This is a genomic window from Paenirhodobacter populi, from assembly GCF_004022215.1.
GTDB classification, from domain to species: Bacteria; Pseudomonadota; Alphaproteobacteria; order Rhodobacterales; family Rhodobacteraceae; genus Rhodobacter; species Rhodobacter populi.
The window spans coordinates 87,938-105,128 of sequence record NZ_SAUZ01000006.1; the positions used below are offsets into that span (position 1 = coordinate 87,938).

15 protein-coding genes are annotated in these 17,191 nt (G+C 69.9%); 5 read left to right on the forward strand and 10 right to left on the reverse strand.

The features are described from left to right. Positions 1 to 200 precede the first annotated feature (200 nt). Together cobF and D2T30_RS07190 are read right to left on the reverse strand one after the other, a co-directional pair. Complete coding sequence (gene cobF, locus D2T30_RS07185; RefSeq protein WP_128208317.1) at positions 201 to 959, reverse strand: precorrin-6A synthase (deacetylating); 759 nt, start codon at positions 957 to 959, stop codon at positions 201 to 203. A gap of 94 nt (positions 960 to 1,053) precedes the next feature. Next, a complete protein-coding gene (locus D2T30_RS07190; RefSeq protein WP_128183468.1) occupies positions 1,054 to 2,379 on the reverse strand; it encodes an MFS transporter in 1,326 nt (441 codons plus the stop codon). 321 nt (positions 2,380 to 2,700) lie between these two features. Here D2T30_RS07190 and D2T30_RS07195 point away from each other — a divergent pair, with 321 nt between their 5' ends. The 4 genes from D2T30_RS07195 (at position 2,701) to D2T30_RS07210 (ending at position 7,638) form a co-directional block, all read left to right on the forward strand. After that, positions 2,701 to 4,449, forward strand: a complete 1,749-nt coding sequence (locus tag D2T30_RS07195) for a sensor histidine kinase (protein ID WP_206612879.1) — start codon at positions 2,701 to 2,703, stop codon at positions 4,447 to 4,449. Between the two features lie 7 nt (positions 4,450 to 4,456). Then, positions 4,457 to 5,752 carry a sigma-54-dependent transcriptional regulator gene (locus tag D2T30_RS07200; RefSeq protein ID WP_206612880.1) on the forward strand — a complete coding sequence of 432 codons (1,296 nt, stop codon included), beginning with the start codon at positions 4,457 to 4,459 and terminating at the stop codon, positions 5,750 to 5,752. Between the two features lie 192 nt (positions 5,753 to 5,944). Then, a complete protein-coding gene (locus D2T30_RS07205) occupies positions 5,945 to 7,051 on the forward strand; it encodes an aminodeoxychorismate synthase component I (protein WP_128208319.1) in 1,107 nt (368 codons plus the stop codon). Beyond that, positions 7,015 to 7,638: an aminotransferase class IV gene (locus D2T30_RS07210; RefSeq protein ID WP_164884241.1), complete on the forward strand. Its 624-nt coding sequence runs from the start codon at positions 7,015 to 7,017 to the stop codon at positions 7,636 to 7,638. The genes D2T30_RS07205 and D2T30_RS07210 overlap by 37 nt, the downstream gene beginning before the upstream one ends. Here the strand turns inward: D2T30_RS07210 and D2T30_RS07215 are convergent. Next, positions 7,635 to 9,146, reverse strand: coding sequence for a GMC family oxidoreductase (locus tag D2T30_RS07215; protein ID WP_128208321.1), 1,512 nt, complete (start codon positions 9,144 to 9,146; stop codon positions 7,635 to 7,637). The genes D2T30_RS07210 and D2T30_RS07215 overlap by 4 nt on opposite strands. Positions 9,147 to 9,223: 77 nt before the next feature. Beyond that, positions 9,224 to 9,925 carry a FadR/GntR family transcriptional regulator gene (locus D2T30_RS07220; RefSeq protein WP_128208322.1) on the reverse strand — a complete coding sequence of 234 codons (702 nt, stop codon included), beginning with the start codon at positions 9,923 to 9,925 and terminating at the stop codon, positions 9,224 to 9,226. 194 nt (positions 9,926 to 10,119) lie between these two features. Here D2T30_RS07220 and ppaT point away from each other — a divergent pair, with 194 nt between their 5' ends. Further along, the gene (ppaT, locus tag D2T30_RS07225) at positions 10,120 to 11,277 is read left to right on the forward strand and encodes a pyridoxamine--pyruvate transaminase (RefSeq protein WP_128208323.1); all 1,158 of its coding nucleotides are present in this window, start codon (positions 10,120 to 10,122) and stop codon (positions 11,275 to 11,277) included. Positions 11,278 to 11,332: 55 nt separating this feature from the next. On the opposite strand, the gene D2T30_RS07230 is transcribed toward ppaT, so the two are convergent. The 6 genes from D2T30_RS07230 to D2T30_RS07255 are packed head-to-tail and all read right to left on the reverse strand — an operon-like array spanning position 11,333 to position 17,140. Then, complete coding sequence (locus D2T30_RS07230; protein WP_128208324.1) at positions 11,333 to 12,364, reverse strand: M29 family metallopeptidase; 1,032 nt, start codon at positions 12,362 to 12,364, stop codon at positions 11,333 to 11,335. Between the two features lie 20 nt (positions 12,365 to 12,384). Beyond that, positions 12,385 to 12,897: a flavin reductase family protein gene (locus D2T30_RS07235; RefSeq protein WP_128208325.1), complete on the reverse strand. Its 513-nt coding sequence runs from the start codon at positions 12,895 to 12,897 to the stop codon at positions 12,385 to 12,387. A gap of 5 nt (positions 12,898 to 12,902) precedes the next feature. Next, positions 12,903 to 13,991: an AbrB family transcriptional regulator gene (locus D2T30_RS07240; protein ID WP_128208326.1), complete on the reverse strand. Its 1,089-nt coding sequence runs from the start codon at positions 13,989 to 13,991 to the stop codon at positions 12,903 to 12,905. After that, positions 13,988 to 15,292: an amidase gene (locus D2T30_RS07245; RefSeq protein ID WP_128208327.1), complete on the reverse strand. Its 1,305-nt coding sequence runs from the start codon at positions 15,290 to 15,292 to the stop codon at positions 13,988 to 13,990. The genes D2T30_RS07240 and D2T30_RS07245 overlap by 4 nt, the downstream gene beginning before the upstream one ends. Beyond that, positions 15,289 to 16,761 (reverse strand): amidase, encoded by a 1,473-nt coding sequence (locus D2T30_RS07250; RefSeq protein WP_206612881.1) that lies wholly within the window; start codon positions 16,759 to 16,761, stop codon positions 15,289 to 15,291. The genes D2T30_RS07245 and D2T30_RS07250 overlap by 4 nt, the downstream gene beginning before the upstream one ends. Continuing rightward, positions 16,745 to 17,140 carry a nuclear transport factor 2 family protein gene (locus tag D2T30_RS07255; RefSeq protein WP_164884242.1) on the reverse strand — a complete coding sequence of 132 codons (396 nt, stop codon included), beginning with the start codon at positions 17,138 to 17,140 and terminating at the stop codon, positions 16,745 to 16,747. Before D2T30_RS07255 ends, D2T30_RS07250 begins: the two co-directional genes overlap by 17 nt. Positions 17,141 to 17,191: the final 51 nt, after the last annotated feature.

Genomic DNA, 17,191 nt, shown 5'->3' on the forward strand with positions numbered 1-17,191 from the left:
GCCATTAAGTCTTCAGTTACCAGATCCGGGCAATTCTGGATATGCGGAACAGGCGGGGACGCCGATGACCGTGAAGGATGAAGGTCTGGCCCGGCTTCGCCGAGCGTCCCGGGTCGGGCCTTTTTGTCTTCATTCTTCCATAAATATCCCGGGGGTGAGCCCGGAACGGGCGAGGGGGCTGGCCCCCTTGCCACCCTAATTCACGCGCGCACGGGCTCGGTTTCGGCGCACCGCCTCAACAGGTAGATGTCCATGATCCAGCCGCGGGTGGCACGGGCGGCGGCGCGGGTGGCGAGGATGCGCGGGCCGGCCTCGGCCAGCGGACCGTGGTCGAGGATCTGGCCCTCCATCCCGACATAGGCCCCCCACCAGATGGAGATGCCCTCGGGCGGCAGGGTGGCGAAGGCGCAATCGCCGTCGAGCATCACGACCAGCGTGTCCACCCCTTCGGGCCAGCCATCCTCGCGCAGGCGCCGCCCGGTGGTGACGAGAAACGGCGCGCCAAGCTCGTTCAGCGGTACCCCATGCGCCGCCGTCAGCACCTGCGGCGACATCAGGCCGGGGATCACCGTCACGGGCGCGCCGAGCCGCGCCGCGATGCGCAGCGAACTGTCGTAGAGCGCCGGATCGCCCCAGACCAGCAGCGCCACCCGATCCGCGCCGGGATGGGCGGCGATGGTCTCGGCCCAGACCCGCGCCACCGCGTCGTGCCAGTCGTTCACGCCGTCGAGATAGGAGGGGTTCGCGGCATCGCGGCGCGGCATCTCGAAACCCGCCACCCGCGTCGCGGGATTGGTCAGAACCTCGTCGCAGATCGTGCGGCGCAGATGCGCCAGCTCGGCCTTCTCCGCGCCTTTCGAGGGGATCAGCACCAGATCGGCGGAATTGAGCGCCCGGATCGCCTGCAGGGTCAGATGCTCGGGATTGCCCGTGCCGATGCCGATCAGAAGAAGTTCCATGCGCGCCTCCGATATCCGCAGACATCGCATCCGGCGCGGCAAATGAAAAGACCGGCGCGGTTGCCCGCGCCGGTCCCTGTCGGTTTCCGCCGGATCAGTCTTCCTTGATCTGGCTGTGCTTCGAGGTGTCCTTCATCCGCACATAGACGATCAGCGAGATGAAGATCATCCCGGTGATGTACCAGTAGAACCCATGTTCCCAGCCGTGGCTCTTGAAGCTGAGCGCCACATATTCCGCCGTGCCGCCAAAGAGGGTGTTGGCCAGCGCATAGGGCAGCGCCACGCCAAGGGCGCGGATATGGGCGGGGAACAGTTCGGCCTTCACCACCGCGTTGATCGAGGTATAGCCGGTGATGATGATGAGCCCCGCCATGACCAGCAGCCCCGCCGTCACCGGATCGGTCGTCGTTTCCAGCGTCGAGAAGATCGGATAGGTGAACAGCACCCCGCAGACCCCGAAGAAGATCATCAGCGGCTTGCGCCCGATCTTGTCCGAAAGCCCGCCCGCGACCGGCTGAAGGCACATGAAGATGAACAGCGTGATGGCGTTGATTTCCGACGCCGTTTCCTTGGAAAAGCCCGAGGTGTTCACCAGGAACTTCTGCATGTAGATCGAATAGGCGTAGAAGGCGAGCGTGCCCCCCGCCGTCAGCATCATGACGGTCAGGGTTTCGCGCGGATGCTTGGTCACCAGCAGCCAGAAGCCGGACTGGGGCTTTTTCTCGGTCTTGGCGTTCTTGTAGCTTTCGGTTTCATCCAGCCCGCGGCGCAGCCAGAAGACGACGACGGCGAGGATCGACCCGATGAAGAACGGGATCCGCCAGCCCCAGCTGTTCAGCGCCTCGGACGACATGGTATTCTGCAGGATCAGCAGCACCGCGATCGCCAGAAGCTGGCCCGAGATCAGCGTCACATAGGCGAAGGAGGAAAAGAAGCCGCGCCGGTTCTTGCCCGCCATTTCGGACAGATAGGTGGCGCTGGCGCCATATTCGCCGCCGACCGACAGCCCCTGCATCAGCCGCGCGACCACCAGCAGGATCGGGGCGAACACGCCGATCGTGTTGTAATCCGGCGTCAGCGCGATGATCAGCGAGCCAAGGCACATCAGCGTCACCGACAGCGTCAGCCCCGCCTTGCGGCCCTTGTTGTCGGCATACATCCCCATCAGCCATGCGCCGATCGGGCGCATCAGGAAGCCCACGGCAAAGACCGCGGCCGAGGACAGCAGCTGCGCCGTCTGGTCGCCCTTCGGAAAGAAGTGCGGCGCGAAATACAGCGCGAAGGCGGCATAGACATACCAGTCGAACCATTCGACGAGGTTGCCGGTCGAACCGCCAATGATGTTCTTCAGCCGCTTGCGGCGGTCCTGCGCATCGGTCAGCCCGGGCGTGATGCCGGCGGGGATGGGCGATGAGGTCATTCGAATCTCTCCTCCTGTTGCGGGCCGGGGATGGCCCCGCGTGCGGATGGACCGGGAGGATCGGGCGGCAATCGCATGACATGGCCGACAGGGCGGCATCATGATCGCTTGCGGTAAACCTCCTCCCCCGAAGGTCCGGCAATTCCGATCCTGTCAAGGTCGCCGAGGATGAAACGGGACGCCAGCCTTGCGCGGCATTTTTGGTAAGCCACTGAAAATAGTCATATTTCCGAAAGAACAAGTGTTCACGAAAGATTGTTTCGCGCAGAATATTGCATGGCGTGCGTCATGTTTTTGCAATATCCTGCACAAATGCGGAAGTTGCCCGGATTCGTCATCGCGCTGATGGTTGCCCTTGTGGCGGCGGGGGTCTGGGCTGTCAGCTCGGCCCTGTTGCAGCGCAAGGCGATGGCGGGCCTGTCCGGCGAGGCGGCGCAGCTTGCCCGGCAGCACAGCCGCCTGATCGACAGCGAGCTGGCGCGGTTCCGGCTGCTGCCGATCGTGCTGGGCGAGTATACCGACCTTGAAAACGCGCTGACCGGGCGGTCGGCGGCGGCGCTTGAGCGGATGAACGGCAAGCTCCATTCGCTCGCCGCGGAAACCGGCGCGCCGGTCATCTACCTGATCGACGCCGAGGGGCGGGTGATGGGCGCCTCGAACGCCGGGACGGAGGAAAGCTTCGTCGGGCGCGACTACGGTTTCCGCCCCTATTTCCGCGTGGCGATGGCGCGGGGCACGGCGGAATATTACGCGGTGGGCGATCTGTCGGGCCGGCCGGGGCTGTTTCTGTCGCGCCGGATCGGGCCCGCGGCGGCGCCGATCGGCGTCGTCGTGGTGAAATACGAATTCGGCGCGCTGACGCGGATCTGGGGCAACGATCCGGGCCAGACCTTCATCGTCGATCCAAACGGGATCATCCTTGCGGCAACGGATCCGCAGGCGGAGCTGCATGTCCTGCTGCCGCTGCCCGCCGCCCTGCGCGAAAACGTCGCCGCCTCGGGCCAGTTCCATGACGCGCCGCTGGACGCCGGTCCCTACCGGCTGGACGACCGGGGCCGGATGCGCGGGCCGGGCGATGCGCTGATGGCCGAGGCGGCCGAGCCGGTCGCGGGCACCGACCTGCAACTGGTCCATCTGCTGCCCACCGGCCCGGCGCTGCGGGCGGCGGCGGATCAGGCGGTGGTGGGGACGCTGGCGATCGTCTCGGCGCTCGGGCTGCTGGCGGGGGCGGTGGGATGGCGGCTCACGCGCGCCGCCCGCGCGGCGGCGGACCGGCGCGCGCTGGAAGCCGCCGTGGCAAGCCGCACCGCCGAACTCAGCACCGAGATCGCCGAACGCGCCCGCGCCGATCAGCGTTTCCGCGAGGCGCGCGAGGAACTGGCGCAGGCGAACCGGCTCGCCTCGCTCGGCTCGATCACGGCGGGGCTGGTGCATGAGATCAACCAGCCGGTGGCGACGATCCGCACGCTGGCGGAAAACGCCCGACATCACCTGACGGCGGCGCGGCTGGACCGGGTGGCGCGGAACCTCGACACCACGGTCGAGCTGACCGCCCGGATCGGCCAGATCACGCAGGAGATGCGCCGCTTCGCCCGGCGCGGGCGCGGCGCGGTGGGGCCGGTGGCGCTGGACGACGTGATCGAGGGGACGATGCTGCTGACCGGGGACCGGTTCCGCAAGGCGGGGGTGCGGCTCGACCTGCCGCCGCGCGGCCAGCCCGTGGTGCTGGCGGAGCGGGTGCGGCTGGAACAGGTGCTGGTCAACCTGCTGCAAAACGCGCTCGACGCCGTGGCCGGGCGGCCGGACCCGCATGTCGCGCTGATCGTCGGCGGCGACGGCGAGGCGCTGACCCTGACCGTCGCCGACAACGGGCCGGGCGTCGATGCGGCTTTGGGCGCCGAGGTGTTCAGCCCCTTCGTCACCGGCAAGGCCGAGGGGCTGGGCCTTGGCCTCGGCATCGCGCGCGACATCATGAAGGATCTGGGCGGCGGGCTGGAACTGGCGCCCTCCCCCCTTGGCGGCGCGGCGTTCACCGCGCGCGTGCCCAAAGCGCGCGTGCCAAATGCATGAGGAGCGGATGATGCGGGTGATGCTGATCGACGACGATCCGGGGCTGCGCGAGGCGCTGGCCGATTCCTTCCTGATCGCGGGGATCGAGGTCGATCTGCACCCCGACGGGCAATCGGCGCTGAACGGCCTGTCGGCGGAGTATCCGGGCGTGATCGTCACCGATATCCGCATGCCGCGCGTGGACGGGCATGGCGTGCTGGACGCGGCGCTGGCCTGCGATGCGGAACTTCCGGTGATCCTGATGACCGGGCATGGCGATATCGCGATGGCGGTGGCGGCGCTGAAACAGGGCGCGTTCGATTTCATCGCCAAGCCCTTCGCCACCGATCACCTGATCGCCTCGGTGCGGCGCGCGCTGGAAACCCGGCGGCTGGTGCTGGAAAACCGCCGCCTGCGCGCCGCGGCGGAGGAGGCCGGGGAACGCTCCCCCCTGCTCGGCGAAACGCCGGTCATGCGGCGGTTGCAGGACACGATCCGGCAATTGGCGAATGTCGATGTGGACGTGCTGATCGAGGGCGAGACCGGCACCGGCAAGGAGGTCGTCGCCCGCCTGCTGCACCGCTGGAGCAGCCGCCGCGCCCGCCCCTTCGTCGCCGTGGATTGCGCCGCCCTGCCCGAGGCCATCGCCGACGAAACCCTGTTCGGCAGCCGCATCAGCCGCGGCCGCATCGCCGAGGCGGATCGCGGGACGCTGTTCCTCGACAATATCGGCAACATGCCGGACGCTTTGCAGGGCCGCCTGCTGCGCGTGGTCGAGGAACGCGAGCTGCCGGTGTTCGGCGGCGAGCCGCGCCGGATCGACCTGCGTATTCTTGCGTCCGCGCGCGAGGACATGGCCGAGGCGGTGGCGCAGGGCCGATTCCGCGCCGATCTGCTGTATCGGCTGGAGGCGGTGCGGCTGCGCATCCCGCCCCTGCGCGACCGGCGCGCCGATATCGGCCTGCTGTTCGCCGCCTTCCTGACCGAGGCGGCGCGCCAGTTCGACCGCCCCTGCCCGCCCATCGACGCCGGGATCGAGGCCCGCCTTGCCACCGACGACTGGCCCGGCAATGTGCGCGAATTGCGCAATTTCGCCACGCAGATGGTGCTGGGCCTGCAACATCCGGATGCGGGTGGGGCGAGCGACCGGCCTCTGGCCGAGCAGATGGACCATTTCGAGCGCGGCGTGTTGCAGGCGGTTCTGCGGCGCTGCTCCGGGGATGTGGGCGAGGCCGCGCGGATCCTGCAACTGCCCCGGCGCAGTCTTTACGCGCGGCTGCAACGGCTTGGCCTTGATGCGGCCGGATTTCGCAAGAAACACTGAGGTGCCGGGTGGATGGCGGGTCAAGGGGGCCAGCCCCCTCTTTGCGCTGACGCGCAAATTCACCCCCGGGATATTTATGGAAGAATGAAGGCAGGAGGCCGCGCGGGGTTTGGGGCCGTCACGGCGGCAATATGCGTGAAGCCGCTTTGCTCCGCCGCCGCGCGCTGCTAGGGCCTGCCGCAGGAGGCGCGCATGATCCTGTTCGACCATGGACCCGATGGGAAACCGGCCTGTTTCGACAGGCCGCGGGAGCTTGTCCGCGCCGATACCGCCGAAGAGGTCCTGCCCGCGCTGGCCCGGGCCGAGCGCGCGCGGCGCGATGGCGCATGGGTCGCGGGCTGGATGGCGTATGAGGCGGGGCTGGCCTTCGAGGAGCGCCTGCCCCCGCGCCCGACCGGGGAGCCATTGTTGCTGTTCGGCCTGTATGACGCGCCCGGCCCGGTGTCGCCCCATGCGGCGGGGCCGGTGCGGCTCGCTCCGCTGGAGCCGCTGATCGGGCGCGTGGATTACGACCGCGCCTTCGCCCGGGTTCAGGCCTATATCGCGGCGGGGGATTGCTATCAGGTCAACCTGACCTTTCCGATCGGCACCCGGCTGCTGTCCGGCACGCCGCGCGATCTGGCCGCGGCGCTGGCCGCGTTGCAGCCCGTGGGCTTCGGCGCCTTCGCCGATATGGGCGCGGGGCCGGTAATCGTGTCGCGCTCGCCCGAGCTGTTCTTCCGCCTGTCCGCCGATGGCCGGATCGAGGCCCGCCCGATGAAGGGCACCGCGCCGCGCCATCCCGACCCCGCGCGCGATGCGGCGACGGCGCGGGGGCTGGCGGCCTCGGTCAAGGACCGGGCGGAGAACCTGATGATCGTCGACCTGCTGCGCAACGACCTCGCCCGCATCGCGCGGGTCGGATCGGTCGCGGTGCCCGAGCTGTTCGCCGTCGAGACCTTTGTCACGGTGCATCAGATGACCTCGCGCATCACAGCGCGGCTGGCGGGGCCGCCGGAGCTGACGGGGCTGATGCGGGCGCTGTTCCCCTGCGGCTCGATCACCGGGGCGCCGAAGATCCGCGCCATGCAGATCATCGCCGAACTGGAGCCGCATCCGCGGGGCATCTATTGCGGCACGATGGGCTGGATGGCGCCCGACGGATCGGCGGCCTTCTCTGTGGCGATTCGCACACTGGCGATCCGCGGGGCATCCGTGACATTGAATGTCGGCGGCGGAATCGTGAGCGATTCCCGCGCCGACAGCGAATGGGAGGAAGCCCTGTGGAAAGCCCGCTACATCGCGCCCCTGACGGGCTGAAGCTGATCGAGACGGCGCATTGGGACGGTGCGGCGTGCCGGTTCCTCGACCGGCATCTGGCGCGGCTTGCCGATGGCGCGCGGCGGCTGGGCTGGCACCTGCCGGTGCTGCGCGGGGCCTTTGCCGGGCCTGCGGGGCGGGCGGCGCGGCTGCGGCTGCTGATCGGCGCGGATGGGGTGGCCAGCGTGGAAACCGCCTCCCTGCCCGCCCCCGTCGCGCGCTGGCATGTCGGGCTGTCGGGGGAACGGCTGCGCTCGGACGATCCGTGGCTGCGGATCAAGTCCACCCACCGCCCGGCCTATGACGCGGCGCGGCGCGCCCTGCCCGGGGGGCTGGACGAGGTGCTGTTGCTGAACGAACGCGGCGAGGTCTGCGACGGTTCGATCACCACCCTCTTCTTCGACCGGGGCGCGGGGATGCGGACGCCGCCGCTCGCCTCGGGCGTGCTGCCCGGCGTGCTGCGGTCCGAGATGATCGCGCGCGGCGTGCGGGAAGAGGTGCTGGTGCCGCATGACCTGCCGCTGGTCCGGCTGTGGCTGGGCAATGCGCTGCGCGGCATGGGCGAGGCGGTCTTCGTGCCCCGCTAACCCTGCCCGGCCGCGAATTTCTGCGCGATCGCCATCACCGCCGCGTGGATCGGCCCGCATGGGATCGCCGGGATCACCGAGGCATCGACGACCGACACGTTGTCGAGCCCCCGCAACGACAGATCAGGCCGCACCACGGCATCGTCCGAGGCGCCCATGGCGCAGGTGGCGACCGGATGGTGATGGGTGATCGCCGCCCTCTGGATAAAGTCGTCAAGGTCGCGCATGCCGGGGCCGGGCAGGATCTCGCCCCCGTTCCAGTCGCGCATCGCCCGGGTGCCGGCGACCATGCGGGCGCGGTCGAGTGCCGCCCGGAAGGCGGTGCGGTCGTGATCGGTGCTGAGGTAGCGCGGGTCGATGCGCGGCGCATCCGCCAGATCCGGCCCGGTGATCGCCAGCTCACCCCGGCTGGTCGGATGGGTGACGCCGAACAGCAGGGTGAAGGTCTCGCCCGGGCCGGGCATCGGGAAGCATTCCGACACCGAGGGCGCGACGACGCAGCCCACGACGATATCCGGCGCGCCGGTATGGACATCGAGCCCGCGCGACGACTGATAGGCGAGCGATTCCGAATGTTGCAGGCGCGAGGGCGCGACGGGCCTGCGCGCCCGGCAGACGACGCCCGCGCCCAGCATGTGGTCGTGCAGGTTGCGGCCAAGCGCGTGCCGCTCCACCCGGCAGGGCACGCCCGCCGCGGCCAGCACCCCGGGGTCGCCGACGCCCGAGCGCATCAGCAGCAGCGGGTCGCCGATCGTTCCCATCGACAGGATCACCTGTCCGGCGGCCAGCACCGTATCGCCCTCGGGCGTGCGGATCTCGACCCCGGTGACGCGGCCCGAGGCGATGCGCAGCCGGTGCACCTCGGCCCCGGTGATCACGGTCAGGTTCGGGCGACCGAGCACCGGGCGCAGAAAGGCCTCGCCCGTCGTCACCCGCCTGCCATCGCGGATCATCAGCGCATTCGGCGCGGCGCCGATCACCTCGCGGCCGTTGTGATCGGGCAGGCGCGGCAGGCCGAGTTCCTGCCAGCCCTCAATATAGCTGCGCACCAGCGGATGGGTCTCGGCCTCCGGGATCGTCACCGGCATCTCGCCCCGCGCCCCATGCAGGGGCGTTTCCGTGGCATAGCCCTCGGTCGCGCGGAAATGCGGCAGCAGGGCATCGTAGGACCAGCCCGCATCGCCGGTCATCGCCCCCCAGCGGTCGAAATCCGCCGGATGGCCGCGCAGGTGGAACATGGCGTGCAACCCGCTCGACCCGCCGACCATCCGCCCGCGCGCCCAGTGATGCACCCGCCCCGCCGTGCCGGGCTGCGGCACCGTGCGGTAATCCCAGTCATAGGGCCGGCGCTGGATCATCGGCCACATCGCCGGATCGAAGATATCGGGATCGGTCGGGAAACCCCCCGCCTCGACCAGCGTGACCCGGCGCGCGGGATCGGCGCTCAGCCGGTTCGCAAGGATGCAGCCGGCGCTGCCCGCGCCAAGGATCAGGACATCGGTCGTCACGGCGGTCCCTTTCGGACATGACCACGGAGGCGGCCGAAGGGGCTCCGGCCGGGCGGGAAGGCATCGGGGGAAAGGGGTCAGCCCGGCTCGAACCCGGTCAGGCCAAGCCGCCCCATCAGTTTCGCCTGCATCGCCGACAGATGCGCCCGCATCGCCTCGGCCGCGCCGGCGGGATCGCGCGCGGCGATCGCCTCGGCGATGGCGCGATGCGCGGCGTCACGGTCGCGCACGCGGGCCTCGGTCGTGCGGGCATCGGCATCGCTGTCGGTGAAGCGCAGGCGCGCATCGGTCTGCACGCAATGCAGAAGGAAGTTCAGCTCGCTCGCCAGACTGTTGCGCGCCCCGGCGGCAATGGCGCGGTGAAAGGCCTGATCGGCCTCGCTCGGCGTCATGTGCGGGGCGGAACTGGCGGCCTCGACGATCTTCGCGATCTCGTCGGGCGAGGCGCGCAGCGCCGCCAGCCGCGCAAGCGAAGGCTCGATCATCAGGCGCATCTCCATCACCTCGAAGGGATTGGTCGACTGCACCATCCGCTTCGGGCTGAGCGCGGAGACCGCCCCCGTGCCACCGGCTGCGCGCCGGCCGCTGCGCGTCTCGCGGATCTCGCCCGCCTCGCGCAGCACGCGCAGGGCCTTGCGCAGCAGATGCCGGGTCACCTGAAGCTGATCGCACAGCACCCGTTCGGGCGGCAGTTCGCCGCTGTCCGGGATCTGCGCGCGCAGCGCCGCGACCAGCTGGTCCAGCCGCGCGTCAGGGGCCTCCGTCGCCGTATCCGTCATCTCTGCCCTTCCGCTGCCCCATGTCCCTGTCGCGGCCCCGTCCGGGGTTTGCGCCAGATCCGGTTGCCGCCAAGCTGCTGGATATTTCGGCGCAGGTCAACCATTTCAACCAAAAACACAGGCGAAATCCTGCAAATGGTTGCATGTTCGGCGCGGCTGCCGTTCCCTGACCCCATCGCCGCAAGGAGACACCCGTGACCGCCGATCCCCGCCCCGCCCTGTTCACCCTGACCACCGGCCCCGTCAACTGCTACCCCGAGGTGCTGAGCGCCCTTGGCCGCCCGGTCAGCTACGACTACGACCCGGTGTTCCAGCGGTTCTACCAAGACCTGTCCCTGAAGCTGCAACGCATCATGGGCGCGGCGACGGTGCCGGTGATCCTGCAGGGCGAGCCGGTTCTGGGGCTGGAGGCGGCGGCCGCCTCGCTCGTCGGGCCGGGCGACCACGTGCTGAACCTCGTGTCGGGCGTCTATGGCGCGGCCTATGGCGGCTGGCTCCGGCCACATGCCGCCTCGATGGCCGAGCTGCGGGTGGACTACGACCGCATCATCACTCCCGATCTGCTGCGGAAGGCGCTGCGCAATCATCCGCAGACCACCATCGTCGCCCTGTGCCATCACGACACGCCCTCGGGCACGATCAACCCGTTGGCGGAACTGGCCGAAGTGGTGCGCGATCACGGCGCGCTGCTGCTGGTCGATTCCGTCTCGGCCTATGGCGGGACGCGGGTGGACCTTGATCTGATCGACATGCTGGTGACGGGGCCGAACAAATGCCTCGGCTGCCCGCCGGGGCTGTCGGTTCTGGCGATCTCGGAGCGGGCGTGGGATCACATGAAGGCCAATCCGGCGGCGCCACGCGGCTCCATCCTGTCGGTGCTCGACTGGGAGAATGCGTGGAAGGCGGGCGCGCCCTTCCCCTTCACGCCCTCGATCGCGGAACTGAACGGGCTCGACGCCGCGCTCGACCGTTACGCGGCCGAGGGGCCGGAGGCCGTCTGGGCGCGCCATGCGCGGACGGCGGCGGCGATGCGCGCCGGGGTGAAGGCGATGGGGCTGGACCTCTGGGCGGCCGAGGAGGCTTTCGCCGCGCCCACCGCCACCGCGATCCGCCTGCCCGAGGGCGTCGACGAAACCGCCCTGCGCGACCTGATGCAGCGGGATTACGGCGTGGTGATCTCGTCGGGCCGCGGCGAGACCTTCAACCGGCTGGTGCGCGTCGGGCATATGGGGCCGACCGCCTGGCCGATGTATGCGGTGGTCGCGCTGACCGCGCTCCACGGCGCGATGTCGCGGCTGACCACCCGCCCCCTGCGCCTCGGCGCCGCGATCGAGGCGGCCCTGGCCGCCTGATCCGGTGCGCATGATCGCAAAAGGGGCGCGCCCGCGCGCCCCTTTTTCCTTATGGTCAGCTGACGACCTTGCCATCCACCGTCATCGGCCGGCCGTCGAGCGACAACGAACACCCCCGCAGCGGGATATCCAGATGGCAGGGCGTGTCGCGCGTGCCCCCTGCCTCGGTGTTCGGGCCGGTCGAGAACAGGAAATTCCCGGCAAAGCAGCGGCTGTCCATGCTCAGCGCCGCCTCCCGGTCATAGAGACCCAGCGTCGTCCAGCTTGCCCGGTGTTCCAACCCCCAGCCGACATGCGCCATCGCATAGGCGTCCGGGTCGTCGAAACTGTCCATGAAGGCCTTCATGTATTCCGCCGTCACGCCCCCCTCGATCTTCGCGACGCGGCCCTTGTCGATGGTCAGCACCACCCGGTCGCGGGCGTAATGCTTGAAGGGCAGCAGGATGTCGCCCTCGTCGATGACGATCACGCCCTCGGCGCTGCCCTCGTCAGGCCAGCGCGCGATCATGCAGCTCGGCCAGTGGTCCCAGCGGCCCGGTTCATCCGCCAGCCCGTATTGCATCAGCACCGGATATTGCCCGAGCGCGCAGCGGAAATCGGTCCCGGCCTTCGAGGTCACGGTCATCACCCGCGCCGGTTCCATGTAGCGATTCGCCGCGATCACCTTAGCCTTCGCCTCGGGCGTCGGGATCATCCGCAGCATCGTCTCCGGCGGCTCCACCGCCAGCAGCATCCGCGTCCCGGTCTTCAGGATCTGCTCCTGCTCCTTGGAAAACAGCAGCTGCATCGTGTCGATCACCATGTCCGCGGCCTTCAGCCCGGCCAGCGCGGCGGTGTTGAACGCCAGGGGCGTCTTGCCCACATAGCCCGACTTGTCGCGGCTCAGCGCCTTGTCCCCGTTGATCGGCGGCAGGTGGATCAGCGTCAGGATCCCGCCCAGCAACCCCACCGCAATCCGCGCGGTGCCGACGATCTGCATGTTGCTGTCGTCGCTCATCAGGATGGCGACCTGCTCGCCCGCCTTCAGGTTGCACTGCTCCAGCACGTTCTTCCAGGCTATCACCATGTCGGCGTCGCTGATGGCCATGCCAATTCTCCTGTCGTTGTTCAGCCGCCGATCGGGCGCAGCGCCCGGTCGTAATGCACAAGCGGCCGGGCCGAGGGCGTCAGCAGTACCTCCTCCACCCGGCCGAGGAAGATGGTATGCGTCCCCTCCTCGATCATGCCCGAAACGGTGCAGCCGATCGCGGCCAGCGCGCCCTTCAGCGCCAGATCCTCGCCCGCGCAGGGCGACCAGTCGAAGGGCCCGAACCGATCGGCCCCCGACAGCCCGCTCTGCCCGGAAAAGGTGGCGCAGGCTTCGTCCTGCCCTTCGGCAAGGATGTTGACGCAGAACCGCCCCGCCCCGCGCACCGCCGGATTGGCCGAGCTCGCCCGGTTGAGACAGACGAGCACCGTCGGCGGCTCCATCGTGACCGAGGTGAAGGCCGTCGCCGTCGTTCCGCGACGCGCCTCCCCGGTGCCGGCGGTGATCACCGTCACGCCCGAGGCGAAATGGCGCATCGCCGTCTTCAGCCCTTCGAGCGGGTCGGAAATGCGTTCCGTGGAAACCTGTGTCATCGAGATCACCTCTGTTCTTGGGATATGCGGCCCACCGGGCCATCTTTGCGCCACGGCAGGCGGCGCAGCAGGATTTGCAGGATCGTCGGGCCGCACAGCACCACGGCGAACAGCCGCACCGTCTGGAACGCCAGCACGATCGAGACATTGGCATGGATCGCCACGGCGATCAGGGTCATCGTCTCGATCCCGCCGGGCGCGGTGGACAGGAACGCCGTCGCCGCGTCGAGCCCGAGGATCAGCGACAGCCCCGCCGCGATGATCCCGCCGCAGATCACCATCACCACATTCGCGCCCAGCACCACCGGCAGCAGCCGCAGCGCATGGCCGACCATCTGGCGGGTGAACAGCAGCCCGACCTCCAGCCCGATGACGATGAAGGTCGCGTCCACGACCATCGGCGGCACCGACAGCCGCGCAAGGCCGAACCCCTCGATCACCGCGCCCAGCCCCATCGGCACCAGCATCCCGCCCGCCGGCATCCATTTCAGCCGCGCGGAGGCCAGCGACAGCCCGATCAGCGCAAGGGTCAGGACCAGCGATCCCGGCCCGTCGTCGCCGGGCGGAAGGATGTCGGACGTGCCCTCGGGCAGCAGTTTCGACACCAGCGTCGCCGCGACGATGACGAAGGCCAGCCGGCAATATTGCATCAGCGCGACGATGCGGCTGTCGATGCCGCGTTCGTGCGCGATGATGACCATGGCGCCCGACATGCCGGGCAGGCTGCCGAAGACGGCGGCATCCGCCGAAACCCCGGCCCATCGGTTCAGCGCCCAGCCCGTGGCGAAGGAAACCGCCACCGTCAGCACCGTCACCAGCAGCACCAGCGGCAGATGCGCCAGCATGTCGGCATAGATCCCGGGCGTCAGCGAGGTGGCGATGAACACCCCCGCCGCCCCCTGCGCCAGCACATAGACCGGGCGCGGGTTGCGCAGCGTCACGCCCGCCGCCGTCGCCGCGACGATCCCCGCCGCCATGCCGCCCAGCAGCGGCGCCGCCGGAAACCGCAGCAGCGCGAACAGCCCCCAGAACACACCGACAAGGCCGATCAGCAAGCCCCATTGCGCCGCCCGGTTTTGCGGGAAAGGGATCATGCGGCGGTCCAGTCGCAGGCCAGCGCGGCCTCGACCCGCGCGGCGGCGGCAAGCGTCGCGCGGTCCGCGCCGCGCCGCCCGATCACCTGCACGCCGACCGGCAGCCCCTGCCACCGGATCGCGGGCAGGGTCAGCGCCGGCATCCGGAACAGCGTCCACGGCGTGTTGAAGACCGGATCGCCCGTGCTGTCGAGCCCGACCGGCGCCACATCGGGGGCCGAGGGTGCCAGCAGCACGTCGATCCCCTCCATCAGCGCCGCCATCCTGCGGGCGTGTTCATCGCGGAAGGCCAGCGCGGCGTCATATTCCTCGGCCGTCACGCCCTCTTTCACGGCCAGAAAATCGCGCGTCACGCCGGTCAGCGCAACCTGTGGCGAGAGGCGTTCATAAGCCAGCGCCGCCGTCACCTCGAACCCCATGACCCGGTGATGCGCGAGATGCGCGTCGATGAACCAGTCGGGGGTTTGCAGGGCCGCGACCTCGACCCCCGCGTCGCGCAGCGCCTTTTCGGCGGCCTCCAGCGCGGCGATGGTGCCCGGCCCGGCCTTGTCGAAGGGCGCCGGGCGGAACAGCCCGACCCGCAGCCGCCCGGCCGGTTCGACCGGGAACAGATCGGGCCGCCACCCCAGAACCGAGGCCGCCAGCCCCGCATCCGCCACCGTCCGCGTCAGCAGCCCGATGGTGTCGAGGCTCTGCGCCAGCACCTTGACCTCGGCCGGGTTGATCAGCCCGTGCGTCGGCTTGTAGCCCACCACCCCGCAATAAGAGGCCGGGCGGATCACCGATCCCGCCGTCTGCGTGCCAAAGCCCAGCAGCGCCATCCCCGCCCCCACCGCCGCGCAGGACCCCGAGGACGATCCCCCCGGCGTGCGCGCCGGGTCAAAGGGGTTGCGGGTCTTGCCCGGGCTCGCCATGGCGAATTCGGTGGTGACGGATTTGCCCAGCACGATCCCGTCGCCCGCGCGGGTCAGCGCGACGCAGGGCGCATCGCAGACCGTCCGCGTGCCCGCATAGCTGGCGTTGCCGTAGCCCGTCGGCATGTCATGCGTGGCGATCACGTCCTTGACCGCCACCGGCAGCCCGGCCAGAGGTCCCCGCGCGCCGCGCCGGTCCAGCGCCCGCGCGGCCGCAAGCGCCTGTTCGGGCGACAGATATTGCCAGGCCCGCACCGCATCCTCGCGCGCCGCGATCCGGTCCAGATAGGCCTCGGTCACCGCCACGGCGCTGATCGTGCCCGCGCGGACGGCGGCGGTCAGGGAAACCGCGTCCAGCGCGCGGATGGCTTCAGAGGAAAGGGTCATCGGGCTGCCTCCTGCATCTGTCCGGGGCGCAGATGCGCCCAGGGGGCGGCGCGCTCGATCTGTCCGGCGAGGGAAAAGAGCGTCTCCTCGTGCCCGAAGCCCGCGCCGAAATGCACCCCCACCGGCAGGCCCGAGGCGAGGAAGCCGAAGGGCACCGACATCGCCGGAAAGCCCGCCGCGTTGAAGGCGCAGGTGAAGGGGCTGTGCGCCCAGAAACGGTCGTAGAAGACGTCGAGCGTGGTGCCCGCGCTGGCCATTTCGCCGTGCCTTGGCGCGGGTTCGGCGGCGACGGGCGACAGCAGCACGTCATAACGCGCGAAGAACCGCCCCAGATCGCGCGCCGTCCGGTGCAACTGGTTGACCGAGGCGAGGTAATCCCCCGCCGTCAGCCGCAGCCCCTCGCGCACCCATTCGGCATTGACGGGTTCCAGCGCGGCGGGCGGGTCGGTCAGACCGAGCGCCGCGCCCCGCGCCATCACCGCCGCCGCGACGGCGGTGCCCGGAATGACCCGCCACGCGGTCTTCAGCGCCGGGCCGTCATAGCCCGCGTCCGCGACCTCCTCGACATGATGGCCGAGGCTTTCCAGAAGCCGCGCCGCCGCCTGCACCCGCGCGACGATTTCCGGATCGACCGGCGTGCCAAGGGGTGAGGCCAGCGTCATGCCGATCCGCAGCGGGCGCGGATCACGCCCCGCGGCGGCAAGGAAGCTGCCCTCGCGCGGCGGCGGACCGTAGGGGTCGCCCTGATCCGGCCCCGCCGTCGCGTCCAGCAGCGCCGCGCTGTCGCGCACGGTGCGGGTCAGGGCATGGGGCGTGGACATGCCGGCGATCGCCTCGACCGCGACGGGGCCGAGGGGGTTGCGCATCCGGCTGGGCTTGAAGCCGAACAGGTTGGTGTGGCTTGCGGGCAGCCGGGTCGAACCCGCGCCGTCCGAGGCATTGGCGAAGGGCAGCAGCCCGCCCGCCACCGCCGCCGCCGACCCGCCAGATGACCCGCCCGCCGAATACCCGTGCTTCCACGGGTTGTGCGTCGGGCCGAAGGCCGCGGGCTCGGTCGCGAAGCTGAGCGCGAATTCGGGGGTGTTGGTCTTGCCGAGGATCACGAGGCCCGCCCGCCGATACCGCGCGACCAGCGTGCAATCGGCCTGCGAGACGCAGCCCCGGAACAGCGCCGATCCGGTCGACAGCTCCATCCCCGCGACATCGAGCCCGGTGTTCTTGATCGCAAAGGGCACGCCGGTGAACGGCCCCTCGGGCAGGCCCGCGTCGATCTGCGCCTGCGCGAGGTCGAAATGCCTGTGCGCGAAGGCGTTGAGCGCGGGATCCGCCGCCTCGATCCGCGCGAGGGCGGTGTCGAACACCTCCTGCGCCGTCGTTTCCCCGGTCCGGATCAGCGTGGCGAGGGCGGTGGCATCTGAACGGTCGTAATCGTCGAAGGACAGCATGAAGGGCCTATCGGATCCGGGCAAGGAAGGCTTCCTTGTCCCAGTAGTCGGCAGTTGCGGCAATCCGGCCGCCTGTCAGGGTGAACATCAGGATGCCCGGCAGGCTGACCGTGCGCGGCGTGGCATCCGCCGCCGCGCGCGGGGTGAAGGTGCCCGCCAGATCGTAGCGCAAAAGCAGGTGAGGACCAGAGGTTATCCGTTCCCGTTCGTGCCAGGCCACATCGGGCAGCATGGCGGCAAGGCCGTTCAGGCCCGCCTCGATCGCCTCGCGGCCCGTGCGTGTCTTGCCCATGGCGGCCTCGTGATGCGTGGCCTCGGGCGCGTAAAGCGCCGCCGCCCCCTGCCAGTCGTGCCGGTTATAGGCCGCAAGGAATGCGGTGACGATATCGTTCGCGTCCGGCATGAGCCCCTCCGGCGAAAGACCGCGCGCCCGGCGGGCACGCGGCATGGCCGC